This window comes from Amycolatopsis sp., from assembly GCF_035546795.1.
Classification (GTDB): Bacteria; Actinomycetota; Actinomycetes; order Mycobacteriales; family Pseudonocardiaceae; genus Amycolatopsis_E.
This window is the reverse complement of sequence record NZ_DASZWC010000001.1, coordinates 74,969-98,632: the sequence shown is the minus strand read 5'-3', so window position 1 is coordinate 98,632 and position 23,664 is coordinate 74,969. Positions and strand designations below refer to the sequence as shown.

The 23,664-nt window shown below is 70.3% G+C and carries 26 protein-coding genes and 3 pseudogenes; 18 read left to right on the top strand and 11 right to left on the bottom strand.

Going from position 1 to position 23,664, the window contains the following annotated elements; genetic code table 11:
- Positions 1-8: 8 nt before the first annotated feature.
- Together VHD82_RS00500 and VHD82_RS00495 are read left to right on the top strand one after the other, a co-directional pair.
- The gene (locus VHD82_RS00500; RefSeq protein WP_325695746.1) at positions 9-908 is read left to right on the top strand and encodes an alpha/beta hydrolase; all 900 of its coding nucleotides are present in this window, start codon (positions 9-11) and stop codon (positions 906-908) included.
- Entirely contained in the window at positions 898-1,473 is a 576-nt protein-coding gene (locus tag VHD82_RS00495) for a GDSL-type esterase/lipase family protein (protein ID WP_325695745.1), read from the top strand. Before VHD82_RS00500 ends, VHD82_RS00495 begins: the two co-directional genes overlap by 11 nt.
- On the opposite strand, the gene VHD82_RS00490 is transcribed toward VHD82_RS00495, so the two are convergent.
- The 3 genes from VHD82_RS00490 to VHD82_RS00480 all read right to left on the bottom strand — a co-directional run bounded on the left by VHD82_RS00490 (position 1,460) and on the right by VHD82_RS00480 (position 4,491).
- Entirely contained in the window at positions 1,460-2,368 is a 909-nt protein-coding gene (locus VHD82_RS00490) for an RNA polymerase sigma-70 factor (RefSeq protein ID WP_325695743.1), read from the bottom strand. The two genes, VHD82_RS00495 and VHD82_RS00490, sit on opposite strands and share 14 nt — an antisense overlap.
- The gene (locus VHD82_RS00485) at positions 2,365-3,525 is read right to left on the bottom strand and encodes an NAD(P)/FAD-dependent oxidoreductase (protein ID WP_325695741.1); all 1,161 of its coding nucleotides are present in this window, start codon (positions 3,523-3,525) and stop codon (positions 2,365-2,367) included. Before VHD82_RS00485 ends, VHD82_RS00490 begins: the two co-directional genes overlap by 4 nt.
- A gap of 90 nt (positions 3,526-3,615) precedes the next feature.
- Complete coding sequence (locus VHD82_RS00480) at positions 3,616-4,491, bottom strand: LysR substrate-binding domain-containing protein (protein ID WP_325695739.1); 876 nt, start codon at positions 4,489-4,491, stop codon at positions 3,616-3,618.
- Positions 4,492-4,561: 70 nt separating this feature from the next.
- Between VHD82_RS00480 and VHD82_RS00475 the strand changes: the two genes are divergently transcribed.
- The 6 genes and pseudogenes from VHD82_RS00475 to VHD82_RS36670 all read left to right on the top strand — a co-directional run bounded on the left by VHD82_RS00475 (position 4,562) and on the right by VHD82_RS36670 (position 7,477).
- Entirely contained in the window at positions 4,562-4,912 is a 351-nt protein-coding gene (locus tag VHD82_RS00475) for a YybH family protein (protein ID WP_325695737.1), read from the top strand.
- 1 nt (position 4,913) lies between these two features.
- Positions 4,914-6,026, top strand: a complete 1,113-nt coding sequence (locus VHD82_RS00470) for an FAD-dependent monooxygenase (protein WP_325695734.1) — start codon at positions 4,914-4,916, stop codon at positions 6,024-6,026.
- Between the two features lies 1 nt (position 6,027).
- Positions 6,028-6,693: an alpha/beta hydrolase gene (locus VHD82_RS00465; RefSeq protein WP_325695731.1), complete on the top strand. Its 666-nt coding sequence runs from the start codon at positions 6,028-6,030 to the stop codon at positions 6,691-6,693.
- A 10-nt stretch (positions 6,694-6,703) separates the two neighbouring features.
- Positions 6,704-6,808: pseudogene (locus VHD82_RS36680) on the top strand (hypothetical protein); the annotation flags it as partial.
- Between the two features lie 65 nt (positions 6,809-6,873).
- Positions 6,874-7,011 (top strand): annotated as a pseudogene (locus VHD82_RS36675) (AraC family ligand binding domain-containing protein); the annotation flags it as partial.
- A 169-nt stretch (positions 7,012-7,180) separates the two neighbouring features.
- Positions 7,181-7,477, top strand: coding sequence for a helix-turn-helix domain-containing protein (locus VHD82_RS36670; RefSeq protein ID WP_414637412.1), 297 nt, complete (start codon positions 7,181-7,183; stop codon positions 7,475-7,477).
- Here the strand turns inward: VHD82_RS36670 and VHD82_RS00455 are convergent.
- Positions 7,398-8,210, bottom strand: a complete 813-nt coding sequence (locus tag VHD82_RS00455; protein WP_325695724.1) for an ABC transporter ATP-binding protein — start codon at positions 8,208-8,210, stop codon at positions 7,398-7,400. The genes VHD82_RS36670 and VHD82_RS00455 overlap by 80 nt on opposite strands.
- A complete protein-coding gene (locus VHD82_RS00450) occupies positions 8,207-8,890 on the bottom strand; it encodes a FadR/GntR family transcriptional regulator (RefSeq protein WP_325695721.1) in 684 nt (227 codons plus the stop codon). Before VHD82_RS00450 ends, VHD82_RS00455 begins: the two co-directional genes overlap by 4 nt.
- 88 nt (positions 8,891-8,978) lie before the next feature.
- Between VHD82_RS00450 and VHD82_RS00445 the strand changes: the two genes are divergently transcribed.
- The 4 genes and pseudogenes from VHD82_RS00445 (at position 8,979) to VHD82_RS00430 (ending at position 11,036) form a co-directional block, all read left to right on the top strand.
- The gene (locus VHD82_RS00445; protein ID WP_325695718.1) at positions 8,979-9,404 is read left to right on the top strand and encodes a hypothetical protein; all 426 of its coding nucleotides are present in this window, start codon (positions 8,979-8,981) and stop codon (positions 9,402-9,404) included.
- A gap of 20 nt (positions 9,405-9,424) precedes the next feature.
- Positions 9,425-9,799, top strand: coding sequence for a pyridoxamine 5'-phosphate oxidase family protein (locus tag VHD82_RS00440; protein WP_325695715.1), 375 nt, complete (start codon positions 9,425-9,427; stop codon positions 9,797-9,799).
- 45 nt (positions 9,800-9,844) lie between these two features.
- Positions 9,845-10,072 (top strand): annotated as a pseudogene (locus VHD82_RS00435) (pyridoxine 5'-phosphate oxidase C-terminal domain-containing protein); the annotation flags it as partial.
- A 61-nt stretch (positions 10,073-10,133) separates the two neighbouring features.
- Complete coding sequence (locus VHD82_RS00430; RefSeq protein ID WP_325695712.1) at positions 10,134-11,036, top strand: aminoglycoside phosphotransferase family protein; 903 nt, start codon at positions 10,134-10,136, stop codon at positions 11,034-11,036.
- A gap of 50 nt (positions 11,037-11,086) precedes the next feature.
- Here VHD82_RS00430 and VHD82_RS00425 read toward each other — a convergent pair whose 3' ends face one another.
- Entirely contained in the window at positions 11,087-11,473 is a 387-nt protein-coding gene (locus tag VHD82_RS00425) for a hypothetical protein (RefSeq protein WP_414637400.1), read from the bottom strand.
- Positions 11,474-11,539: 66 nt separating this feature from the next.
- On the opposite strand from VHD82_RS00425, the gene VHD82_RS00420 reads away from it, so the two are divergent.
- Positions 11,540-12,319, top strand: a complete 780-nt coding sequence (locus VHD82_RS00420) for a glycerophosphodiester phosphodiesterase family protein (RefSeq protein WP_325695706.1) — start codon at positions 11,540-11,542, stop codon at positions 12,317-12,319.
- Here VHD82_RS00420 and VHD82_RS00415 read toward each other — a convergent pair whose 3' ends face one another.
- Positions 12,320-12,988 (bottom strand): transglycosylase family protein, encoded by a 669-nt coding sequence (locus VHD82_RS00415; protein WP_325695703.1) that lies wholly within the window; start codon positions 12,986-12,988, stop codon positions 12,320-12,322.
- Between the two features lie 211 nt (positions 12,989-13,199).
- Between VHD82_RS00415 and VHD82_RS00410 the strand changes: the two genes are divergently transcribed.
- Together VHD82_RS00410 and VHD82_RS00405 are read left to right on the top strand one after the other, a co-directional pair.
- Positions 13,200-13,955, top strand: a complete 756-nt coding sequence (locus VHD82_RS00410) for a thymidine kinase (RefSeq protein WP_325696152.1) — start codon at positions 13,200-13,202, stop codon at positions 13,953-13,955.
- A 250-nt stretch (positions 13,956-14,205) separates the two neighbouring features.
- Positions 14,206-14,553 carry an RNA polymerase-binding protein RbpA gene (locus tag VHD82_RS00405; protein ID WP_005151365.1) on the top strand — a complete coding sequence of 116 codons (348 nt, stop codon included), beginning with the start codon at positions 14,206-14,208 and terminating at the stop codon, positions 14,551-14,553.
- An 81-nt stretch (positions 14,554-14,634) separates the two neighbouring features.
- Here VHD82_RS00405 and VHD82_RS00400 read toward each other — a convergent pair whose 3' ends face one another.
- The 3 genes from VHD82_RS00400 to VHD82_RS00390 form a co-directional block, all read right to left on the bottom strand.
- The gene (locus VHD82_RS00400; RefSeq protein WP_325695667.1) at positions 14,635-15,399 is read right to left on the bottom strand and encodes a polyprenol monophosphomannose synthase; all 765 of its coding nucleotides are present in this window, start codon (positions 15,397-15,399) and stop codon (positions 14,635-14,637) included.
- 24 nt (positions 15,400-15,423) lie between these two features.
- Positions 15,424-17,010 carry an apolipoprotein N-acyltransferase gene (gene lnt / locus VHD82_RS00395; protein ID WP_325696150.1) on the bottom strand — a complete coding sequence of 529 codons (1,587 nt, stop codon included), beginning with the start codon at positions 17,008-17,010 and terminating at the stop codon, positions 15,424-15,426.
- 64 nt (positions 17,011-17,074) lie between these two features.
- Complete coding sequence (locus VHD82_RS00390; RefSeq protein ID WP_325695664.1) at positions 17,075-18,661, bottom strand: amidohydrolase; 1,587 nt, start codon at positions 18,659-18,661, stop codon at positions 17,075-17,077.
- A gap of 98 nt (positions 18,662-18,759) precedes the next feature.
- On the opposite strand from VHD82_RS00390, the gene VHD82_RS00385 reads away from it, so the two are divergent.
- Together VHD82_RS00385 and VHD82_RS00380 are read left to right on the top strand one after the other, a co-directional pair.
- Positions 18,760-20,127: a lysine 2,3-aminomutase gene (locus tag VHD82_RS00385; protein WP_325695661.1), complete on the top strand. Its 1,368-nt coding sequence runs from the start codon at positions 18,760-18,762 to the stop codon at positions 20,125-20,127.
- Positions 20,128-20,162: 35 nt separating this feature from the next.
- Positions 20,163-21,269 carry an NAD(P)/FAD-dependent oxidoreductase gene (locus VHD82_RS00380; RefSeq protein WP_325695658.1) on the top strand — a complete coding sequence of 369 codons (1,107 nt, stop codon included), beginning with the start codon at positions 20,163-20,165 and terminating at the stop codon, positions 21,267-21,269.
- A gap of 516 nt (positions 21,270-21,785) precedes the next feature.
- Here VHD82_RS00380 and VHD82_RS00375 read toward each other — a convergent pair.
- Positions 21,786-22,463, bottom strand: coding sequence for a TetR/AcrR family transcriptional regulator (locus VHD82_RS00375; RefSeq protein ID WP_325695655.1), 678 nt, complete (start codon positions 22,461-22,463; stop codon positions 21,786-21,788).
- 81 nt (positions 22,464-22,544) lie between these two features.
- On the opposite strand from VHD82_RS00375, the gene VHD82_RS00370 reads away from it, so the two are divergent.
- Complete coding sequence (locus VHD82_RS00370; RefSeq protein ID WP_325695652.1) at positions 22,545-23,663, top strand: NAD(P)/FAD-dependent oxidoreductase; 1,119 nt, start codon at positions 22,545-22,547, stop codon at positions 23,661-23,663.
- Position 23,664 lies beyond the last annotated feature (1 nt).

The window sequence follows — 23,664 nt, the reverse complement described above, 5'->3', positions numbered from 1 at the left end:
CCCGGCCGGTGTTCGACGACTTCGACGCCGCCGTGATCCCCCTCGACGAGTCCCGGATCTTCGTCCGCCACGGTGGCGCGGGGCCGCCCGTCCTGCTCGTGCACGGTCATCCCCGCACGTCGGCCACCTGGCACCGGGTCGCACCGCTGCTGGTGCGGCGCGGATTCACCGTGGTGTGCCCCGATCTGCGCGGCTACGGCCGCTCACGCGGGCCGAAGTTCACCACCGACCACACGGGATACAGCAAACGCGCCGTCGCCGCTGACCTCGTCGCCGTCATGCGCGAGCTCGGGCACGAGCGTTTCTTCCTCGCCGGGCACGATCGCGGCGGCGGGGTCGCGTTCCGCCTCGCGTTGGACCATCCGGGCGCCGTGGCCAAGGCCGCGTTCCTGGACGCACTGCCGATCATCGAGCACCTGCGGCCGATCACCCTCGAGTTCGCGACCCAGTGGTGGCACTGGTTCTTCTTCGCCCAGCCCGGCATCCCCGAACGCGTCATCAACGCCGACCCGGACGCCTGGTACCGGGGCGACCCGGACCGGATGGGGCGGGAGAACTACGAAGAATGGCACGCCGCCACCCGGGATCCCGACGTGGTGCGGGCCATGCTGGAGGACTACCGCGCCGGGCTGACCGTGGACGTCCGCGACGAGTGGGCGGACTGGGCCGCGGGCGTACGGGTGCGGTGCCCGGCGCTGGCCCTGTGGTCGTTGCGCGACGACCTCGAACAACTGCACGGCGACCCGGTGGCGATCTGGCGCCGCTGGGCCCCGACATCCGCGGGCACGGCATCGACTCCGGGCACCACATGGCCGAAGAGGCCCCGGACGAGCTCGCCGCGGCGCTGGCCGGTTTTTTCGGTAGGTGAACCGGGCCCGCCCGGGGCAGAATCCCCGGGTGAGCGTTGACCTGCGTGTGTGTTTCCTCGGCGACTCGTTCGTCGCCGGCGTCGGCGACCCCGAGTACCGGGGCTGGGCCGGGCGGCTCGCCGCCCGCACCCAGCAGCCGTTGACCTGCTACAACCTCGGCGTCCGCCGCCAGACCAGTGAGGACGTGCGTGCGCGGTGGCGTGCCGAGTGCGCGCCGCGCCTGCACGGCTTCGCCGGTGCGCTCGTCCTCTCGTTCGGCGTCAACGACACCATGCACGAGAACGGGCGCAGGCGCGTTGCGCTGGAGGATTCGGTGGCGAACCTGGTGGCGATGCTGGGGGAGTGGCCGGTACTGGTCGCCGGCCCGCCTCCGATCGCCGACGACGAACACAACCGCCGCACCGCCGCCCTCAACGACGCACTGCGCGCCGCCTGCGCGGAGCATCGCACACCGTACGTGGACGTGCTCGAACCCCTGCGGGACAACAAGAACTGGATGCGCGAGGTGGAAGCCGGCGATGGCGCGCACCCGGGTGCGGAAGGCTACGCCGCCTACGCCGACCTCGTCTGGCCACAGTGGACGGACTGGCTCACCGGGCGCTGAGGCCATGGACGCCGCCGGCGGCGACGGCGCCCAGCTTGTCCGGATTGGCCACGTTGTGCACCGTGGTGATCCGCCCGTCGGGGCCGAAATCGAACGTGACCGTGGAGATCACTCGCCCCTGCCCGCTGAACAGGATCCCGGGCCCGCCGTTGATCTCGACGATCCGGGCTTCCATCTCGCCCGGGGGCACGCCCTGGTAAGTCACCGTGCCCAGGGCCGCGAACCAGGACGCCACCGTCGACGCACCGAGAACCGGGCGCAGTGCCTGGCGCACCTTGCCGCCTCCGTCGGTCCACAATGTCACGTCCGGCGAGAGCAACTCCAGCAACGCATTCACGTCCCCGCCGGTCGCCGCGGCGAAGAACCGGTCGGTGATCTCGCGCTGCCGCGCCCGGTCCGTGCTGAACCGCGGCCGCCGGGACCGGACGTGTTCCCGCGCGCGGTGCGCGGCCTGGCGCACGGCGGCCTCGGAACGCTCCACCGACTCGGCGATCTCGGCGTGGCTGAAGCCGAACACCTCCTTGAGCACGAACACCGCGCGCTCCAGCGGGCTCAAGGTCTCCAGTACCACCAGCATCGCCATGGACACCGAGTCGGCATCGGCGACGGTGTCCGCGGTGTCGGCCACCGTGAGGATCGGCTCCGGCAGCCACGGCCCCGCATAGGTTTCCCGTTTGTGCTGCGCCGAACGCAGCCGCGCGAGCGCCACGTTCGACACGATGCGCGAGAGGTAGGCCTTCGGGTCGGCGACCCCGGAGCGGCCGGCGGCCGCCCACTTGATCCAGGCTTCCTGCACCGCGTCCTCGGCGTCGGACGCGCTGCCGAGGACGCGGTAGGCCACCGAGAACAACAGCCCGCGGTGCCGTTCGAACACTTCCTGGCCAGGATCGGTCACCGGACACCCCGGGTGAAGCGCCCGCCGCGCGGCCAGAACGCGCCCGAAGCGGGCAGCTTCTTCATCCGGCCATACGTCGGCCACGGTGAGGCGGTCACCGTTTCCTTATACCTGACCGCCGGACGCCCGGTCAGGAACAGCCGCCGCGGCCGGTCGTCGGGGTGGGTGAACTGCACGACCGCGTCACCACGGCCGAGGCTGACCGGCGTGTGGTAGTAGCCGAACCGGAAAACCTTGGGCTGTTTCCCTTGCAGCACACGGAAAATCGAGACGGCCGCGTGCACCCCGGCCGGCATGCCGCCCTGACAGGTGCCGTGCATGACGCCGTAACCCTGCTTGATCGCCGCCGCGTCACCGACCGCGTACACGTCCGGATGCGTCACCGACCGCAACGTGGCGTCGGTGACGATACGGCCGCGCTCGTCGGTCGCCAGTCCGGCGGCGGCCGCGAGCGGAGCCGCCCGGGTGCCGCTCGTCCACAGCACCACGTCGGCGTGCATGGTCTCACCCCCGGCCAGTTCCACCGCGTCAGGCAGCACCTTCACGATCTCGGCCCCGGCGCGCACGGTGACACCGAGCCGCTCCAGCGCCGCCTGGAGGTACGCCCGCGGCTTCTCCCGCATGTTCGCGCCCGGCTCGCCCCGGCCGAGCAACACGACGTCCAGTCCCGGGTGCTGCTCGGCGATCTCGGCAGCCGACTCGACGCCCGTCAGCCCGGTGCCGGCCACCACGACCGTCCCGCTGCCGAGCCGGGTGAGCCGGTCGGCCAGCAGTTCCGCGTCCTGGAAACTGTTCAGGGTGTAGGCGTGATCGTCCACCCCCGGCACCGTGTCGGCCACCGTGCCCAGTGCGTACACGAGCGTGTCGTAGTGCAGCACCCGCTCGTCGTCGATCCGCACCGTTTTCGCGTCCGCGTCCACCGCCGTCACCCAGCCTCGGACGAACCGCGCACCGGTGCCGGCCAGCAGCTCGGGGATGTCGAACCGCGCGACCTGCTGGCCGGTCCCCGTCATGTGCAGCCGGAGCCGTTCGGTGAACGTCGCTTGCGGGTTCACCAGCGTGACCCGCACGTCGTCACGTCCCTTGGTGCGCGCCGCCAGCTGCGTCGCCGCCGCCATGCCGGCGTAGCCCGCGCCCAGAATCACCACGTTCTCCATCGTCCGCTCCCTTTTCCGGGTCAGTTACGACCACCAGATGCGGACGGCCCGGCGATCCGTGACAGGGAGCCGTCGTGACGCGCGGCACAGTCAGCTGAACTGCTCGCGGGCCCGGGAGATCAGCGCCCGTGCGGCGGGACTGTTCGGCCCTGCCGCACGCCAGGCCAGCGCCAGCCCACCGCGCAGCACCGGCCGCACGATGGGCAACGGGTGCAGATCCGGTGAAGACCGGGCGAGCGAGTCGGGCAGGATCGCCACCCCGAGCCCGCGCGCCGCGAGCTTCGCCAGCATGGGCGGTGCCCCGGCCTCGAACGCGATCCGCGGGCTGAACCCGGCCGCGGCGCACGCCTGGTCCAGATGCGAGCGGATCCCGCTGCCCGGCGGCAGGCTGATCAGCGGCCGGTCCCGCAAACCCTTGAGCGGCAGCGAATCCCGCCCGGCCAGCTCGTGCCGGTGACCGACCGCCGCGGTGATCGCCTCTTCCACCACGACCAGGATTTCCAGCTCCGGCGGCGGTTCCGGGCCGAGCGCGAGCAACGCCGCGTCCAGCGTGCCCGCACGCAGGCCGGCGATGAGGTGATCGGAGTTGGCCTCGGTGAGCGTGATCTCCACGGCCGGATGGTCGTCGTGGAAACCGGCCAGCAACCCGGGCAGATCGACGTTGTGCGAGGTCACCATGCCCACCGCGACATGCCCGCGGACCAGCCCGGTCAGCTCGTCGACCGTGCGGCGGGCACCCTCGACGGCCGCGAGCGCCGCACGCGCGTAGGGCAGCACCGCGGCCCCGACCTCGGTCAGCCGCACCGTGCGCCCCGAGCGGTCGAACAACTCCTGACCCAGCTCACGTTCCAGCCGGCGGATCTGTGCGCTCACCCCGGGCTGCGCCACGTGGACCTGCTCCGCGGCCCGGGTGAAATTGCCCTCCGCGGCCACCGTGACGAAGTATTCGAGCTGCCGAAGTTCCATAACCGTTGATTCTAGTAGTCAGCAGAACCAACTCTTGGACTTCTCGCTACACCGGCGTCAGGCTGGAGTCATGACGAACAAAGCCAACACCCCCGAGGACCTCGCCCGCCTCTTCGTCGAGCTCGCCAATGCCGGCGACGCCGACGGCCTGGCAGAGCTGTACGAACCCGACGCCGTTCTCGCGTTTCCGCCTGGATCGCAGACCGTGGGGCGGGCCGCGATCCGCGAAGTGCTCAAGCAGTTGCTCGCCCGCGGCGGCGACTTCCAGGTCGAAGAGGCGATGCCCACCGTCTATCACGGCGACCTCGCGCTGACCTCCACCAAACCCGCCGACAACACCGGCGGCCGCGTCCAGGTCGCGCGGCGCCAGGCCGACGGCAGCTGGCTGCGGATCATCGACCGCCCCGAGATCCGGAGCTGACATGCGCGTCCTCATCACCGGGGCCGGCATCGGCGGGCTGACCGCCGCGCTGAGCCTGCACGCAATGGGCATCGACGCCGTCGTCCTCGAAGCCGCCCGCGAAATCCGCCCGCTCGGCGTCGGCATCAACCTGCTGCCGCACGCGGTCGGCGAGCTCACCGCGCTCGGCCTCGGCGATGAACTCGCTGCCATCGGGATCGCCACCACCGAGAACGTCTACTGCGACCACACCGGCACCGACCTGTTCACCGAACCGCGCGGACTGGCCGGCGGCTACCGCTGGCCGCAGTACTCCGTCCACCGTGGACAGTTGCAGCGGATGCTGCTCACCGCGGTCGAGGCACGCGGCATCCCAGTCCGCACCGGCAGCCGCGTGACCGGCTTCGAGCAAGACGACGACTGCGTCCGTGCCGCAGGCATCGAAGCCGACGTCCTCGTCGGGGCGGACGGGCTGCACTCGGCGATCCGCGCCCAGCTGCACCCCGGCGAAGGACCGCTGAACTGGTCCGGCGTCCGCATGTGCCGCGGCATCACCGAAACCGGGCCGTTCCGCACCGGCCGCACCATGATCATCGCCCGCGGCCCCGGCGACGCCGAGCTGATCGCCTACCCGATCGGACCGGCCACGATCAACTGGGTCGCGATGGTGGCGGTCGCCCCGCCGGGACCGCTACCCGGCGACGCCGACTGGAACACGCCAGGCAGCGCCGAGGACGTCGTGCCCTACTTCGGCTGGGACCTGGGCTGGCTCGACGTGCCGCGGCTCATCACCGACAGCGAACGGATCTTCGCCTACCCGATGGTCGACCGCGACCCGCTCCCGCACTGGGGCCACGGCCGCGTGACCCTGCTCGGCGACGCCGCACACCCGATGTACCCCGTCGGCGCGAACGGCGCCTCCCAGGCCATCGTCGACGCCCGTTCACTCGCCGCCGCGTTGAGCACCGAAACCCTTGCCGTGTACGAGAAAACCCGTCGCGAAGAGACCGCGGCCGTCATCGCCGCCAACCGCGAGATGCAACGCACCGGCCACGCCCGCACCGCCGGCGAACTCGCCCACATCACCGACACCTACCGGCGCGACACCCGCGCCGACACCCTTCGCGGAGCCTGACATGACCACCTTCGTCCTCATCCCGGGCGCCTGCCACGGCGGCTGGTGGCTCGAACCCGTCGCCGCGCGACTGCGCGCGCTCGGGCACCGCGCCTACGCGCCGACCCTGACCGGACTCGGCGAACGCCGACACCTCGCCACCGCCACGGTCAACCTCGACACCCACATCCAGGACGTGCTCGGCGTGCTGCGGAACGAACAACTGGAGGAGGTCGTACTGGCCGGGCACAGTTACGGCGGGATGGTGATCGCCGGCGCCGCCGACCGCGCCCCCGAACGCGTCTCGTCGCTGGTGTTCATCGACGCGTTCGTGCCCCGCGACGGCGATTCCTGCTGGACGCTGACCACCGAGGAACAGCACGAGTGGTACCTGGACGTGGGGGAGGACGGGCACTCGATACGCCCGCTGCCCTTCTTCGACCCGCGCGCCACGCCACACCCGCTGGCCAGCCTGCTGCAGCGGATCCGCCTGACCGGCGACCTCGGCCGCTTCGCCCGCACCTACGTCTACGCCACCGAATGGGACGGGCAGTCGCCGTTCGAGCCGTTCTATGACCGCTACCGCGACGATCCCGAGTGGACGGTGCACGCGCTGCGGAGCCCCCACAACGTGCTGCGCGGCAACGCCGACGAGGTGCTGAAGATCCTGCTCGACGCGGCGGAGTAGAAACGGACGTATGGAGGACGTCGTCGAACACCGCTACGGCGCGGACGAACTGCGCCTGGTCACGGCGTCCTTCCGGACCCACCACTTCGTGCCGCACGCGCACAGCGACTACGCCATCGCCGCCGTCGAACGCGGTGTGGAAGCCGTCCGCTACCGCGGCGCCACCGAGTACGCGCCCGCCTGCTCCTGCTCGACGCCGACACCATCCACGCCGGCCGCCCCGCGATCGCCGAAGGCTGGGACTACCGCGTGTACTACGTGCCCCCGGCAGTCATAGAAGAGATCGCCGGGCACCGGCCCACGTACACCACACCGACGCCGCACGATCCGCAAACCGTTGCCACGCAAGAACAATTCGCGGCACTGTGCACCGACATCGTGGCCCGCCACACCCGGCGTTGCCTCCGCGACACCGCATCGCCCGTCGTCGGCAGGATCCGGCGGCACCTGTCCGAAGACCTGCACCACACCCGCCGCCGTCGCCGGGATGCCCCGGTTCCAGCTGCTGCGCGCCTTCCGCCGCGAAACCGGCCTCACCCCGCACGGATATCTCCGGCAACTGCGGCTACGCCACGCCCAGCAGCTCCTCTCCGCCGGGCACACGGTCGCCACGCCGCCGCGGAAAGCGGTTTCTACGACCAGGCCCACCTGCACCGCCACTTCCGGCGGACCTTCGCCGCCGCACCAGGACGATTCGCCAGCGGCTAGCGGCGCCGCTCGGCACGCGCCGCCCACCGGCCCTCGTCCCGCACGATCCGCACCGGATGGTCGAAGCACTTCGTGACCTGATCACTGGTCAGCACCTCGTCGACCGGCCCCGTCGCCAGCGCCCGCCCCTCACGCAACAACAGCGCGTGCGTCGTACTCTCCGGCAGCTCCTCCAGGTGGTGCGTGACCAGCACCGTCGCCAGGCCCGGGTTCTCCTCCCGCAACTCGTCCAGGCTGGTCAGCAACTGCTCCCTGGCCGCGAGATCAAGCCCGGTCGCCGGCTCGTCCAACAGCAGCAGACGCGGCTGGGGCATCAACGCCCTGGCGATCAACGCCCGCCCGCGCTCGCCCTGCGACAGGACAGTCCAGCGCGCCTCCCGCCGGGAGTTCAGGCCGAGCATGCCGATCAGCCGGTCGGCCCGCGCGACCTGCTCGCGCGTCGGCGCCCAGCGGGGGACCAGCTCGGTGGTGTTGGTCAACCCCGTGAGCACGACGTCCCGCACCCGCAGGGGAGTGCCGAGCGGATGCCGCGGATCCACGTGCCCGACGTAGGAACGCAGCTCACGCATGTCCACCCGCCCGAGCCGGTGCCCGAGCACCTCCACATGCCCACGAGTGGGATGCGTGCGCGCGCCCAACAAGCCCAGCAGCGTGCTCTTACCGGCGCCGTTTCCGCCCAGCAGCGCCCAATGCTCGCCTCGGTGCACGGTGAGCGAGACCGACTGCAGCAGGTAGCTGCCGGAGCGCACGAGGTCGACGTCGTACGCGGCGAGCACCGGGCCGGTGCTCGCCGGGATCGCGGTGCTCACTGCGCCACCGCCGCCCGCACACCCGAGAGCACCGTTTCCAGATTGTCCACTGTGGCCTCGACCGCCGCCGCGGCATCACCACGCTCCAGCGCGTCGAGCAGATCCGCGTGCGCGCACGACACGTCGGGCAACCCCGTCTCGTGCCGCACCATCTCGATCAGCGTCTCCCGCAACAACGGCAGCGCCGCGAGGAACAGGTTCAGCAGCAAGGCATTCCCGGACAACTCGACGATCGCGCGGTGGAACTCCAGATCGGCGTCGACGAACGCCGCGGGCGCGCCACCACGTCGCTGCTGCCGGTTCCGCAGCCCGGCCCGCAACCGCTCGATGTCCTCCGGCCGGACCCGCTGCGCGGCCAATCGGGCCGCCTCGACCTCCAGCGCACGCCGCACCTCATACACCTCCAGCAGCCGCGCCCGGCGCAGCAACTGCTGCACGCCGGAGGACTCGGCCGGCGGCTCCGCGACGAACGTGCCCGCACCGTGCCGGACATCGAGCAGCCCATCACGCGCCAGGAGCCGCACAGCCTCGCGCACCGACGAGCGCCCGACGCCGAGCTCCTCGGCGAGGCGCACCTCGTTCGGCAACCGCTCGCCAGGTGCCCATTCCTTGCGCCGCAACCGTTCCCGCAACAGGTTCTCCACCTGCGGGACCACCGGACCATGCCGTAGTTCGCCCACCACTACCTCCTGCGCGGAACCGTAACACAACCTCCTCAGACGTCTGAGGACTTTCGCGTGCCGGTGATCGACTCGACATACTGTGCCCGTGACGACCACAGCGATCGCACTGCGTGGCCTGCGGGCCGGGGCGGCCGGTGCGGCACTGGCAGGAGTCTTCTGGGCCGTGGCCGCCGCGAACGTCAGCCTGCCGTTCTACGCCCCGCGCCTCTCGTGCGACCGGACCCAGGACCAGTACTGCCTCGGCACCGGGTTTTTCAGCCTGCTGATCGGCCTGGTGCTGGTGGTGCTGATCATCATCGTCGCGGTGGTGCTGCTCGGCTGGGGGCTGCTGGCGTTGTTCCGGGTCCGGCGCCCGCTGCTGGTGGCCTTGGCCGGACCGCCGATCATGTTCATACTGGCGTGGCTCAGCAGCACCGTCGGGGTGACGGTGTTCCGGTCTTCGATCGTGCAGGTGGTCGCCGCGTTCGTCGCCTACGCACTGTCCGCCCTCGTCCTGTCCCGGTTGGCCTGAGGCGGGTCCTCTAGGGCGAAGTGTCCAGGAACACGACGTCCGGGGGAGCACGATGGGCAGGACCGACGACATGGGCGCCAGCGTGGGGGAGTGGTTGCGGGGGCTGGAAGTGTTCGCGGGCCCATTCGCGGATTTCGACCCCGCCGGAGCCCCGGCCGAGCCCCCGGAGCTGTTCATCGCTGGCTGCGCGAGGCCGTCGCCGCAGGCGGCCCCGATGCGCGGGTGCTCATCGTCAAGAACGTGGACACCAAGGCTGGCAGTTCGCCGCGCACGCCGAGAGCCCGAAGGTCCGCCAACTCGCCGATCGTCCCCACGCGGCGCTGACGTTCCACTGGCCGCTGCACGGATGCCAGATCCGCGTGCGGGGCACGGTGGAACCGGCCGCCCCGGAGTAGAGCGCCGCCGACCTGCTGGCCCGCGTGCCTTCCGTACGTGCCGAGATGCTGCTGAGCGGTCAGAGCACGCACCTGGATACACCGGACGAACGAGACAGCGCTTTCCGTACGGCACTCGCCCGGATCGAGGCGGAGCCCGATCTGGTCAGTCCGGAATGGACGCTCTGCATCGCCGCCCCCGCGATGGTCGAATTCTGGCAGGCGGACGAGGACCGGATGCACACCCGGCTGCGCTACGAACGCGCCGATCGCCGCGGCCCGTGGGAGCGCCACCTGCTCTGGCCCCGGCCTTCTGCGGGCAAAACCGGTTGCCGCGCCGGGGATCATGGTCGTGATGAAGATGCACGCCGACCAGGTCCCGACGAGCGTGGGGCTGGTGCGTGCCCTGCTCGCGGACCAGTTCCCGCCGTGGGCGGCGCTGCCGGTGACTCCGGTGCGATCCTGGGGCACCGATCACGACATCTACCGCCTCGGCGACGGATTGTCGGTCCGGCTGCCGAAGATCGGCTGGGCGACCGCGCAGGCCGCGAAAGAAGGGGAGTGGCTCCCGAAGCTGAGGCCACGGCTGCCGGTCGCCGTGCCCGTCTATGTCGCGAGCGGTCGCCCGGGCCGTGGCTATCCGTACGAATGGTCGATCTGCGAGTGGCTGCCCGGTCACCCCGCCGGGCCTGCCGACGATCTGTCCACAGTGGCTGGTGATCTCGCATATTTCTTATACACATTAAGGAAAATCGAGACCAGGGGAGCGCCACTACCGTCTCCGGGCAGTCGAGGCGGCCCACGCTCCAAGCTCGATGAACCGGTCCGGGCGGCCATCGCGAAACTGGGCGATCGTGTCGACGGACGCGCGCTGATCCACTCGTGGGAGGAGTCGCTCGCCGCGCCGGCATGGCAGGGCCCGGACACCTGGATGCACGGCGATCTGCTGCCCGGCAACCTGCTCGTCGACGGCGGCCGGTGGTCCGCGGTGATCGACTGGGGAAGTTCCGTGGCCGGTGATCCGGCCTGTGACCTGATGGCTGCCTGGAACGTGTTCCCGCCGGCGGCCCGTCGAGAGTTCCGCGAGGCGCTGGACGTGGACGAGGCGCAGTGGCTGCGCGGCCGCGGCTGGGCGCTCGCGCAAGCGGTTATCGCGCTGCCGTACTACTGGGAGACCAACCCGGGCATTGTCGGCCAGGCGAACCGGGCACTGGAACAGGTGCTGGGAGACTGGCCCGGTTCCCGTTACTTAACATAATGTACATTATCGGCACTTGATAACGGCGCGGGAAGGGGACTGTCCGGGGTTCAGCGCAGCCGTTCCAGGTCCTGGGCGCTGCGTGCGAGCTCCTGTGCCATCCGGCGGAGTTCGTCGCTCGCCGCGCCGTCGTCCGCGGCCGTGACGACATCCTCCGCGGCGCACCGGAGTTGGAACAGCTTGTCCTGCAGCGCCGCCAGTTCGGTGTCCGACAGCACGACGGCGTCCTCGGGCAAACCGCTTCGCTGCAACGCTGTCCGGCGTTCATAAGCCCGCTGCCGGCACGATTGCCCGCAGTAGCGACGACGGCGCCCCTTGGTCACGCCCTGCTGCTCCAGACGCCGACCGCACCAGCCACAGTGCTGCGGCGGCACGTTCCGCCGTATCCCCTCCAAAACGTCACTTGACGTTTTGACCGTCTCGGTCCCGTCGCTCACCCGCAAGACCTTAACGGGCCACCGAGCGCTCATGCCCCGGCCACGCCGATACCGCACACTGGTCTGGTGCAGAGCAACCACCCGTATCTGGCCGGCACCTTTCCCCGAGCATTCGTGCATCGCGGATGGCATCTGGACGAGCTGGAGGGCATGGAGAACTCGCTGTCCTCGTTCCGCCGCGCCGCCGCCGAGGGGTTCCAGTACCTGGAGACCGACGTGCACGCGACGTCGGACGGGGTCGTCGTCGTGCACCACGACCGCCGGCTGGAGCGCACGACCGACGGCCACGGGCCGATCGCGGCACAGCCGTGGCAGACCGTCTCCCGCGCGAAGATCGGTGGCCGGGAACCCGTGGCGCGCCTGGAAGATCTGCTGGAAGAACTGCCGGAGGCCCGGTTCAACGTCGACGTGAAGTCCGCCCGTGCGGTGCTCCCGTTCCTCAAGGTCGTCGAACGGATGGGCGCCTACGAGCGGGTGGCGGCCGCATCGTTCTCCGACGCCCGGCTGGCCCGCATCCGCAGGCTCGCCGGTCCGAAGCTGATCACCTCGATGGGCCCGGGGTCGACCGCGGTGCTGTGGGCGAACGGCTGGACGCCGTGGCTGCGCCTGGGTTTCCCGCACCGCGGCCAGATGGCGCAGGTGCCGGTCAGCCAGGGCCCGCTGACCGTCGTGACAAGGAGCTTCATGCGCAGCGCCGAACACGTGGGCGTCGAGGTGCACGCGTGGACGATCAATGATCAGGCCGAGATGCGGCGGTTGCTGGACCTCGGTGTGCGCGGGATCGTCACCGACCGGCCGGACCTGCTGCGCGAGGTCCTCAAGGAACGGGGCGCCTGGCCGTCCTGATCAGCGCGGCGCTTTGCCTTCCCAGGCCGCGGTCCAGGTCTTGGGCCCGAGCCTGCCCGAGTCGTTGATCGCGTTGGAGCGCTGCAGGTCCAGTACGGCCTGCTTGGTCTTGTCGTAGTAGCAGCCGGTGCCGTCGAAGCCATAGCCGAAGGCGTTCATCCGGAGCTGGAAGGTCTTGAGCGACGGGGCGCAGTCGCCATAGGCGTAGACGACGCCGGGCCACGCCGGTTTGCCCGGGCCAGGTGCCGGGCTGCCGCCACCGCCGATGTAGGCGGATTCGGCGTAGGTGGGGACTCGTTTGCTGCGCGCGTCGCCGTCGCTGCGCAGGCCGAGCATGCCGGCGCATTCCCAGGGCTGCCAGCCGCGCATCCGGTACAGGTACAGCGCACGGAAGTCCTGTTCGGCGGGGCTGGCCTGATCGGGCCGTCCGGTGCCGCCGACGCTGCGCCACGTGGGCAGATCGAACTGGTAGGCGCCGTAGTAGCCGTTGCCGGTGTTGACGGCGTACCGGTTGCTGGACTCGCAGTTCCGGAGTTTCAGCCAGGTCGCCGAGGTGGGATCGGCGGAGGCTGTGGTGCTCGTGATGACCTGGACGCTTGCCGCGACTATGCCGACCAACAGGATCCGGACACCCAGCCGGAGCGCGGGTCTGAACCTGTGCTTGATCATGCGAGCACACTAAGTACCCACACCAGGAACCACAACCTTCACATCCAACCCAACAGCATCACATGCACCAGGCCACGTGACCTGCAACGACACGCCGAAACCGTCATCACGCCTGGCAGATCACCTCTCCCCCGCCCTCGACACTCCGGTCGGCGCTCTCCGCGCAAATCACCCGATCAAGGGAGAGATAGGGTCGGGTTTCGTGACCTCGATATCCGAGCTGCCGGACGAAGATCCCGATCCGACGGACGCGTTGTCCGCCGTGCCCGGCGCGGGCAGCCGCCGTGCTCCGGTGCGGGGCATGCTGCGGTTCTGCTACGGGCCGATGGACTGCGGGAAGTCCACGCTGGCGCTGCAGATCGATCACAACCACGCGCGGCAGGGCCGGCGCGGGCTGCTGCTGGTGCGCCATGACCGCTCCGGCGAGCCGCGGATCACCAGCCGGATCGGGATCACCCGGCGCGCCGTCGAGGTGCATGCCGACACCGACATCCGGAGGCTGATCCGGGAAGAGTGGGTCGCCGGGCGGCACGTGGACTACCTCATCGTCGACGAGGCGCAGTTCCTCTCCCCCGCGCAGGTCGAACAGCTCGGTGAGCTGGCCGACGAGGTCCAGATCGACGTCTACTGCTTCGGCATCGCCACCGACTTCCAGAGCCGGCTGTTCCCCGGCGCGCGGCGGCTGTTCGAGCTCGCCGACGAGCTGCAGCCGGTGCAGGTCGAGGTGTTGTGCTGGTGTGGCGCGCCCGGGCGGTTCAACGCCCGCGTGAGCGACGGAGAGGTCCTCCGCGAGGGGGATACGGTCCTCGTCGCGGACACCGGTCCGGGTGTACTTGAAAGCACAACTTCATCACAGCCGGAGTCGAATTTGGCTACGTTGCGTTATCAAGTATTGTGCCGCCGCCACTTCCGCCTGGGGGACCTCGGGCCCGCCGCCGGGCAGCGGGGTCAGCTGCGTCTCACTTGAACGTTGTTACCCACCGGAAATGCCGCCGACTGATAGCCCGACTGGGGGATTATCCCAAGAAGCAGGGCTAAAACGCGTCACGCGGCGACGCATACGGTGTCCCTCTGGTGGAAGCTGTTGCCGAGGGGTGAATCGGCTCATCGTGAGCGACGACATGTTCTCCGGGGAATTCCCGGGGCACCTTGGGTCGTTGCATAGGGTGAGCACCACCCTGGCTCTAAACCGCAGAGCCGACTGAAAGGACGTCATCATGGCCGACCGTGTACTCCGTGGAAGCCGGCTAGGAGCGGTCAGCTACGAGACCGACCGCAATCACGATCTCGCTCCACGCCGCACCGTGCGCTACGCGTGTCCGAAGAACCACGAGTTCGAGGTCCCGTTCTCCGACGACGCCGAGATTCCCTCGGTGTGGGAGTGCAGGCTGCACGGCAGCGAGTCCGAGATCGTCGACGGTGGGCAGCCCGAGCAGAAGAAGGTCAAGCCGCCGCGCACGCACTGGGACATGCTGCTGGAACGCCGCTCGATCCCGGAGCTGGAGGATCTGCTGAACGAACGTCTGGCCGAGCTGAAGGGCCGCCGGACGACCCGCTCGGCGTAGCTGGCTGACACTTTTCCGCCACGACGCAGGAAAGCCCCCGCGATCTCCCGCCGCGGGGGCTTTCCTGCGTCTGTGGTTTCCTCAGCGGCGGAACACGCGCCGCAGCTGTTCCCAGCGGTGCTGCACGCCCCACACGCCGACCTTGAAGGCGGCCTCGAAGATGATCGAACTGCTCATCTTGGACTCGCCGATCTCGCGTTCGGTGAACGTGATCGGCACCTCCACGATCTCGAACCCGGCCTGCAGGGTGCGCCAGGCCAGGTCGATCTGGAAGCAGTAGCCGCGCGAGGCGATCTCGTCCAGTTCGAGCTTCTCCAGCACCTGACGGCGGTAGGCGCGGAACCCGGCGGTGAACTCGTGGACCTTCGCGCCGAGCGCGAGCCGCGAGTAGAGGTTGGCGCCGCGGGAGAGGATCTCCCGGCGCTTGGGCCAGTTCACCACGCTGCCGCCCGGCACGTACCGGGAGCCGAGCACGAGGTCGGCGTCGCCGAGCGCGTCGAGCATGCGGGGCAGGTCCTCCGGCGCGTGTGAGCCGTCGGCGTCCATCTCGACGATGGTCAGGTAGTCCCGTTCCAGGCCCCAGCGGAAGCCTGCGACGTAGGCCGCGCCGAGGCCGGCCTTCTCCGTGCGATGCAGCACGTGGACGCGCTTGTCGTCCGCGGCGAGCTTGTCGGCGAGCTCGCCGGTGCCGTCGGGGCTGCCGTCGTCGACGACGAGGGCGTGCACGGACGGCAGGGCCTCGTGCAGCCTGCGCAGGATGGGCGTGAGGTTCTCACGCTCGTTGTAAGTCGGGATCACCACCAGGACTGGATCGATCGGTTGTGGTGCCCGTGGCTCCTGCGCCATCCGTGTCCTCCCTCGCGGTGGAGGTCACTCCACCACGGTTGCTCGTTTTTCCTTGGCGCGTGTGCGCCGGGTGCGACGACTCTGCACCATCCCCGCCACCGACGCCACGAGCGCCACGCCGACCAGGACGTACTCCGTCCACGCACCGAGTCGATCCGACAGCGTAGTCGTCTGCCGTAACGGCACGCGCCCGACCAGGGATGCGGCGGTGAATTCGCTGGTCGACTGCATGATCGAGCCGTCGGGGGCGACGATCGCGCTGACGCCGCTGGTGGCCGAGACGACGACCGAGCGGCTGTGCTCGACGGCGCGCAGGCGGGCCATGGCCAGCTGCTGGTAGCTCATCTCGCTCTCGCCGTACCACGCGTTGTTGGTCGGCAGGACGATCAGCTGGGCGCCGTCGTCGACGCCTTCGCGGGCGACGTAGTCGTAGGCGATCTCGTAACAGATGGGCGCGGCGACGCGGATACCGGCGACGTTGAGCACCGAGGGGGTGGTGCCGGGCTGGATGTCCTTGGTCGAGTCCACGAACGGGGTGACGAGGCTGGCGATCTCGCGGGCGGGCACGTACTCGCCGAAGGGCACCAGCTGGCGTTTGGAGTAGCTTTCGCCCGGTCCGGTGCCCGGGTTCCACACGACGACGCTGTTGCGCCGCTGCGGGCCGGCGTAGTCCAGCACGCCGACCAGCGCGGGGACGCCGATGCTGTTCACCGCTTCGTCGACGCCGGGGTCGTCCCCCGCGGCGGCGACGGCTGTTTCCGGCCAGACGACGAGATCGGGTTTGGAGACCTGGCCGGAGGCGATTTCCTGGTGGAGGCGGGCGTTCTGCGCGAGGTGGTTCGCGCGCAGGATGGCGCCCTCGTCCTCCAGCGCCAGTCCGATGTTGGGAGCGTTGCCCTGCACGGTGGCGACGGTGAGGCTGCCGGTCTGCGCCGCCGTGCCGATGGTGGGCCAGAGCGCGAGGCCCGCCACGACCGGCAGCGCGACCCCGATCGCGGGGGTGAGCAGCGGCCGCCAGGTGCGCCGGCGCAGCCGGGCGATGAGCGCGGCGAGGCTGAAACCGGTCAGCACCACGGCGAATCCGACCAGTGGCGCGCCGCCGATCGAGGCGAGCGGGAGGAACGCGCCTTCGGGCTGGCTGAACGCGACGCGGCCCCAGGCGAACCCGCCGAGCGGCCACCAGCTGCGGGGTGTCTCGGTGGCGATCATGATCATCGCCATCCAGACCGGCCCGCCGGGCAGCCGGGCGGCGAACGTGCACAGCGCCGTCCCGATGCCGAGGTAGAGCGCCAGCGCGGCGGACAGTGCCAGCCACGGCGTGGGCCCGACCTCGGCGCCGAGGAAGTCCTGGAGCCATGTCAGCAGCGGGATGTACAGGCCGAGGCCGAACGCGAAGCCGTAGCCGAGGCCGCCCCACATCCGCCTGCCCCGCAGCACGAGGCCGAGGCCCGCGAAGGCGATGGGCGCGAGCCACCACAGCGAGCGCGGGGCGAAGCTGAGGTAGAACACGAATCCCGAGGCCGTGGCGGCGGCCAGGCGCAGCAGCCACGGGCGCCAGGCCCGGCGGGAGCGCTGGGGGGTTTCCGGTGTTCCGGTGTCGGAATCCGGCATGGTTACGGCCACGCGCCCAACCCTAAGCGCTGCCCGTTAAGCCCTGTGTACGGCAGGTGGAACCTCATGCCTCGAACAGGGTCCGGCCCGCGCGGACGGTGCGCAGGCAGGTCGGCGCGGGGACGCCGGGGTCGAGTGGGGGCAGCGCGGGCACGCGGGAGCGGGGGTCGGTGGACCAGCGCTGGACGCGGGAGTCCGAGGTGGCGACGACGAGTTCGGCGGCGTCCCAGACGGCGTAGTGCGCGGGGGCGCCGGGGGTGAGGCTGCCGGTGATGCCGTCGTTGACCCCGGCGGCGCGGTGCCCTCCCCTGGTGTGGGCGTTGAACGCGGCGCGGGCGGACAGCCCGGAGCCGGGTGTCCGGTGGTGGATCGCGGCGCGCACGGTTTCCCACGGTTCCAGCGGGGTGACGGGGCTGTCGGAGCCGAAGGCGAGCAGGACGCCCTTGGCCGCGAGCATCGCGAAGGGGTTGAGTGCGGGGGCGCGTTCGCCGAGCCGGGTCGCGTACATGCCGTCCTCGCCGCCCCAGAGCGCGTCGAAGCGGGGTTGCGTGGAGGCGGTGACGGCCCAGCCGGCGAGCAGTTCGGCCTGTTCGGCGTCGACCATTTCCAGGTGTTCCAGGCGGTGTCCTCGTGCGGCGAGCGCGCGGTGCCCGACGGTCTTCTCGGCGAGCTGGAAGCCGTGGACCACTTCGGCGACGCTGCCGTCGCCGATGACGTGAAAGCCGGCCTGCAAACCGGCTTCCGTGCAGGCGATGAGGTGTTCGGCGATGGCGGCGGCATCGAGGTAGCGGGCGCCGGCGGTGCCGGGCTCGTCGGTGTAGGGCTCGCGCAGGCAGGCGGTGTGGGAGCCGAGGGCGCCGTCGACGAACAAGTCCCCGGCGAGGCCGCGCAGGCCGTGGCGCCGGGCGACGTCGGTGGCGCCGTGCTCGCCCCAGTAGGCGACGATTTCGGGCTGGTTGGCCTCGCCTGCCAGCTCCAGCAGGCCGGCGAGGTCGGCTTCGCCGGAGATGTCGGGGCCGGCGCATTCGTGGACGCTCACGATGCCGTTTTCGGTGGCGCGACGGAGGAACGCCTCCTGGGCGCGGCGGCGCTGGGCGGGGGAAATCGCCGCGCGCATGGCTTTGCGGACCTGGTGGTGGGCGTCGCGGGTCAGCGGCCCTTCGGTGGACCAGCCGTCGGCTTCGCGGGCTTCGGGCGCGAGGGCGATCAGCGCGCTGGAGACGAGCGCGGAGTGGACGTCGACCCGGCTGAGGTATACGGGGGCGTCGCCGGCGGCGTCGTCGAGTTCGGCGCGGCTCGGGAGCCGGGCGGAGGTCCAGGTGGTTTCGTCCCAGCCGTGCGCGATGAGGACTTCGCCGGGGTTCACGGCGGCCCGGACGACGGCGAGGAGTTCGCCCGCGTCGTGGACGGTGGTCAGGTCGAGGCCGGTGAGGTGCAGACCGGTGGCGGTGGCGTGCACGTGGGCGTCGACGAAGGCGGGGGCGACGAAGGCCCCGCCCAGCTCGACGATCTCGGCGCCGGGGTGCAGGGCGCGGCCGGGGCCGTCCTGCCCGACCCAGACGACTGTGTCCCCGGTGACTGCCATCGCGGTGGCGTCGGGCGAGCTCGGACTGTGGATCCGGCCGCCGACCAGAAGCGTCGTGTCGTTCACGGTGTCGAGTCTGCCTGATGCAATGCGACCGCAATATTTACGTCGTATTGTCGTATCGACAGGAGATTTTGACGTATTTATGCCGACGAGGAGCACAGATGACTGCGATCCAGGATGCTGTCTCAACCGCCGACACTCTCGGGCAGCCCTACTCCTACGCCAGGAAGGAGCTGGTCGAACCGGACTGGCGCCGCTTTCCGGGCTGGCGGGAGGTGACCGAGGCGCAGTGGCGCGATGCCCAGTGGCAGCGGGTGCACTGCCTGCGCAACATCAAGCAGCTGCGGGCGGTGCTGGGCGATCTCGTGGGCGACGAGTTCTACGAGGATCTGGCCGCCGACCAGCGTGAGCTGGCCACGATGTCGATGTTGCTGCCGCCGCAGATGCTCAACACCATGCACGCCGGCTCGACGGAGGAGTTCTACGCCGATCCGGTGCGCCGGTACATGCTCCCGGTGCGTTCGGACCGGGAGCCGGAGTGGCCCAGCCACCCGCATTCGGAGCGGGATTCCTTGCACGAAACCGAAATGTGGGTCGCGGAGGGGCTGACCCACCGCTACCCCACCAAGGTACTGGCCGAGCTGCTGTCCACCTGCCCCCAGTACTGCGGGCACTGCACCCGGATGGATCTCGTCGGCAACTCCACCGAGCAGGTCGTCAAGCACAAGCTGGCACTCAAGCCGGTGGACCGGCAGGACGCGATGATCGACTACCTGCGGGCGACGCCGGGCGTGCGGGATGTGGTGGTCTCCGGTGGTGACGTGGCGAACGTGCCGTGGCACCAGCTGGAGTCGTTCCTGATGCGGCTGATGGACATCGAAACCGTGCGCGACATCCGGCTCGCGACCAAGGCGCTGGCGGGCCTGCCGCAGCACTGGCTGCAGCCGAAGGTGGTGGAGGGGCTGCAGCGGGTGGCGGTGACGGCCGGGCGGCGCGGGGTGAACCTGGCGATCCACACGCACGTGAACCACGCCCAGTCGGTCACGCCGCTGGTGGCGGAGGCGGCGCGGACGGCGCTCGAGGTCGGGGTGCGGGACGTGCGCAACCAGGGTGTGCTGATGCGCGGGGTGAACGCGACGCAGGGGGCGTTGCTGGATCTGTGTTTCGCGTTGCAGGACGAGGCGAACATCCTGCCGTACTACTTCTACCTGTGCGACATGATCCCCAACGCCGAGCACTGGCGGGTCGCGGTCTGGGAGGCGCAGGAGCTGCAGCACGCGATCATGGGTTACCTGCCGGGATACGCGACCCCGCGGATCGTGTGCGACGTGCCGTATGTCGGGAAGCGGTGGGTGCACCAGCTGGCCGAGTACGACCGTGAGCGCGGGATCTCGTACTGGACGAAGAACTACCGCACCGGGATCGAGCACGCGGACCCGGAGGCGCTGGCAAGGCGTTACCCGTACTACGACCCGATCGCGACGCTGCCGGAAGCCGGGCGGGCTTGGTGGAAAACGCAGCGGGGGTGATCTTCGCCCGCCTATCGTGACGCCCGGGGGGTGTCATGACACGGATCCTGATCGTCGGTGGCGGCATCGCGGGTGCCGCCACCGCGCTGGCCGCGGACAAGGCCGGGTTTTCGCCGGTGCTGTTCGAGGGGCATCCGGCCAGTGGTGCGGACATCGGTGCCTTCTTGACGCTGGCGCACAACGGGTTCGCCGTGTTGAAGGAGCTCGGCACCGCCGAAGCCGTGGCGGCCGCCGGGTTCGCCCAGACCGAGTTGTCGGTCATTGCGCAGAATGGCGACGTGGTGGCCACGCGGCCGATGCGGGAGAGTCACTGTCTGCGGCGCGCCGAGCTGTGCCGGGTGTTGCAGGCGGCGGTGATCGGCCGCGGAATCCCGCTGTACCACGGGAAATCGCTGGTATCGGTGAGCGAGGACGCCGCCGGCGTGACTGCCGGATTCGCCGACGGCGACTCGGCGCGCGGTGATTTGCTGGTCGGTGCGGACGGGCTGAACTCGACCGTGCGGCGCTTGCTCGACCCGGCGGTCACACCACGCTATGCCGGGCAGCGGGTGTTCTACGGCTACACGACCAAGGCCGCTCCCCCGCCGGATCCGGCGGGAATGGTGATGGTGCGCGGCAGTTCGGTCGCCTTCGGCTACACCGTCTCCCCCGCCGGCGAGACGTACTGGTTCGGGCGCACGCACGGGCCGGAACTGTCGGCGGCGGAGATCGCCGCGCCCGGCTGGCGGGATCACCTGGTGCGGCTGCTGGAGGACGACCGGACACCAGCGGCGGCGATCGTCGCGGCGACGGACGAGCCGTTGCTGGTGACCAACGCGTGCGATCTGCCGGAGGTGCCGCGCTGGCGCACCGGGCGGGTGGTGCTCGTCGGCGATGCGGCGCACGCGGCCTCGCCCGCCACCGGACAGGGCGCGTCGATGGCGCTCGAGGACGCGATCGTGCTGGCGAAAGCGTTGCGGGACACGGCAAAACCGCTGGAGGTCTACGAGCGGCTCCGCCGGCCGCGGGTGGCGGCCAACATCGCGGCGAGCGCGCGGATGACCGCGGGCGCCACGAACACCGTGCAGCGCCCGGCCGAGCCCCGCCCGGCGGATGATCAGCTGGGCCGGGTACTGGAGTGGAACACCGTGCTGGAGGGCTGAATTTGGGGTGGGACCAGATTCGGGCGGTGCAGCAGTGTGCCGCGTCATGGCTCTCTTCCAGCGCGGAGTAGGCCGCTTCCCGCACCTCCGGCGGCACTGAGTCGTCAGCCACGCCGTTGCGTGCGTACTGCTCGGCCGGTTCCATCGCCCACGAGATAATACGGTCTGGGTCGCCGGACAGGCCGAGCCAGTTCAAGGCCTCCCCCGCGATCCAGCCGCCGATCCACGTCACCCACCTCCGGACGAACCGCTCCGCACCTTCCGGGTCCAGCGCAACCGCGGGAATGCACATGCCGGCGCGGGGACCGGTCCGGCGGGCACGCATGCCTCCGGAATCGCCCGTGCACGAGCGATGTTCGCTTCGCCGCGCCACTCGCGGGTCGCGGGCGACGTAGCGGGCCTTCTGCATCCCTTCGACCACGTTGACGACGATGTGCTCGCCTTCGGTGCTGACCCACACGGTGGTGATGAAGCAGCGGCTTGGGCAAAGGGGACAATTTGGTTGCCGGCGGGCACCTAGCTCAGTGTGGCGATACCTGCCAGGAAGATGTCGACGCCTGCGAGGAACTGCTCTCGGTCGTCGTGCTCGCGCAGCCGCGTCGCCGCCGCTTGCACGAACGGGTACCGGCTCGGGTCGACCTGCGCCCATTGCGCGGCCGCGGCGTCCAGGAAATCCGCCCGGCCGGTGTTGCTGCCGGCCAGGTACCGGGCGTTCGCGGCGTTCTGCACGGCGACGCCGAGGATGTAGTTCACCAGCGCCCCGGCCGCGTCGAAGCGGGCTTGCTCGGGGGCACCGAGCGCGTCCATGAGCCTGCCGATGCTCTCGTAGAAGTCCAGCAGCGCGGGCCGCCACACCTGGCGGGACAGTTCCGTCCCGACCCAGGGATGCGCGTCGACCGCATCGAACAACCCCAGGGCGAGGCGGCGCAGGGTTTCGCGTGGGTCCGGATCGGCGGCCGCGGCGGACAATACGCGGCTGATGAGGTCGTCGGTGGCGGCGGCAAGTACGTCGCTCTTGTCCGCGACATGGTGGTAGATCGCTCCGTAACCGGTGCTCAGGCGGATGGTGAGCGCGCGCAGGGTCAGCGCGCTCTCGCCGCCGCTGTCCAGAAGCTCGGTCGCGGCCTGGATGATCAGCTCTCTGGACAGGCTGTCCGTGCGCCGCCGGGATCGCGCCGCCGTCTTCTTCGCCATGTCCTCATCCTCGCATGATTGGATCGCCACTCCAGTATGGTGCCAGATTGTTTGGAGTGACGATCCAATCAAGGGAGTCCCATGACGACACCGGTCACGATCATCGGCGCAGGCCTCGGCGGCTTGATGCTGTCGCGCGTACTGCGGGTGCACGGCATGCCGGCCACGGTCTACGAGGCCGAACCCTCCCCGTCGGCGCGCACGCAGGGCGGGTTGCTCGACATCCGCGGCTACAACGGCCGGCCGGCACTGGAGGCAGCGGGGCTGACTCAGGAGTTCCGCAAGCTCATCCTGGCGGGACGCCAGGCGCTGCGGCTGCTGGACCGTGCCGGGAATGTCCTGCTCGACCTGCCTGATGACGGCACGGGCGACGAACCCGAGGTGCAGCGCGGCGAACTGCGACAGATGCTGCTCGACTCGCTCCCGGCCGGCACCGTCCGGTGGGGCCACAAGGTCAGCGCCGCCCGCGCGCTCGGTGACGGCTGCCATGAAGTGGCCTTCGCCGACGGCAGCACCGCCATCACTGGACTACTCGTCGGCGCGGACGGCGCCTGGTCCCGGGTCCGGCCGCTGCTTTCCGGCGCGACCCCCGAGTACACCGGCATCTCGTTCATCGAGACCCATCTGTTCGATGCCGACAACCGGCATCCGGCCAGCGCGAACACCCTCGGCGGCGGAGCGATGATGGTGCTGGAGCCGGGAAAGGGGATCCTGGCGCACCGGGAGCGCGGCGGGAACCTGCACACGTGGATGATGCTCGCCCGGTCGCGGGAATGGTTCGCCGGTGTCGATTTCACCGATGCGGCGGCGGCCACCGCGCGGATCGCGCAGGAGTTCGACGGCTGGGCGCCGGAGATCACCAGGCTGGTCACCGGCGGCGAGACCGCGCCGGTCCTGCGCCACATCCACACCTTGCCTCCCGGGCACCGGTGGGATCGGACACCAGGAGTGACCTTGCTCGGCGACGCCGCCCACCTCGCGGCGCCCAATGGCGAAGGCGCGAATCTGGCCATGTATGACGGCGCCGAACTGGGCCAGGCGCTCGCCGCGCATCCCGACGACGTCGAGGCCGCGCTCACCGACTACGAGCAGGCGATGTTCGCGCGTGGTGCCGCGGCCGCCGCCGATGCGCCCGATCTGTATCTCATGCTGGGCGACGGCACGCCCCATACCCTGATCAAGGGCTTGAGCGGGAGCTGAT

Bases quoted from the DNA above. Each gene is read 5' to 3' on its own strand.
- VHD82_RS00405 (WP_005151365.1), top strand. From the start codon at position 14,206: ATGGCCGACCGTGTACTCCGTGGAAGCCGGCTAGGAGCGGTCAGCTAC.
- lnt (WP_325696150.1), bottom strand. From the start codon at position 17,010: ATGCCGGATTCCGACACCGGAACACCGGAAACCCCCCAGCGCTCCCGC.
- VHD82_RS00385 (WP_325695661.1), top strand. From the start codon at position 18,760: ATGACTGCGATCCAGGATGCTGTCTCAACCGCCGACACTCTCGGGCAG.
- VHD82_RS00400 (WP_325695667.1), bottom strand. From the start codon at position 15,399: ATGGCGCAGGAGCCACGGGCACCACAACCGATCGATCCAGTCCTGGTG.
- VHD82_RS36670 (WP_414637412.1), top strand. From the start codon at position 7,181: ATGCCCCGGTTCCAGCTGCTGCGCGCCTTCCGCCGCGAAACCGGCCTC.
- VHD82_RS00485 (WP_325695741.1), bottom strand. From the start codon at position 3,525: ATGGAGAACGTGGTGATTCTGGGCGCGGGCTACGCCGGCATGGCGGCG.
- VHD82_RS00475 (WP_325695737.1), top strand. From the start codon at position 4,562: ATGACGAACAAAGCCAACACCCCCGAGGACCTCGCCCGCCTCTTCGTC.
- VHD82_RS00415 (WP_325695703.1), bottom strand. From the start codon at position 12,988: ATGATCAAGCACAGGTTCAGACCCGCGCTCCGGCTGGGTGTCCGGATC.
- VHD82_RS00375 (WP_325695655.1), bottom strand. From the start codon at position 22,463: ATGGCGAAGAAGACGGCGGCGCGATCCCGGCGGCGCACGGACAGCCTG.
- VHD82_RS00370 (WP_325695652.1), top strand. From the start codon at position 22,545: ATGACGACACCGGTCACGATCATCGGCGCAGGCCTCGGCGGCTTGATG.
- VHD82_RS00380 (WP_325695658.1), top strand. From the start codon at position 20,163: ATGACACGGATCCTGATCGTCGGTGGCGGCATCGCGGGTGCCGCCACC.
- VHD82_RS00430 (WP_325695712.1), top strand. From the start codon at position 10,134: ATGAAGATGCACGCCGACCAGGTCCCGACGAGCGTGGGGCTGGTGCGT.
- VHD82_RS00470 (WP_325695734.1), top strand. From the start codon at position 4,914: ATGCGCGTCCTCATCACCGGGGCCGGCATCGGCGGGCTGACCGCCGCG.
- VHD82_RS00480 (WP_325695739.1), bottom strand. From the start codon at position 4,491: ATGGAACTTCGGCAGCTCGAATACTTCGTCACGGTGGCCGCGGAGGGC.
- VHD82_RS00465 (WP_325695731.1), top strand. From the start codon at position 6,028: ATGACCACCTTCGTCCTCATCCCGGGCGCCTGCCACGGCGGCTGGTGG.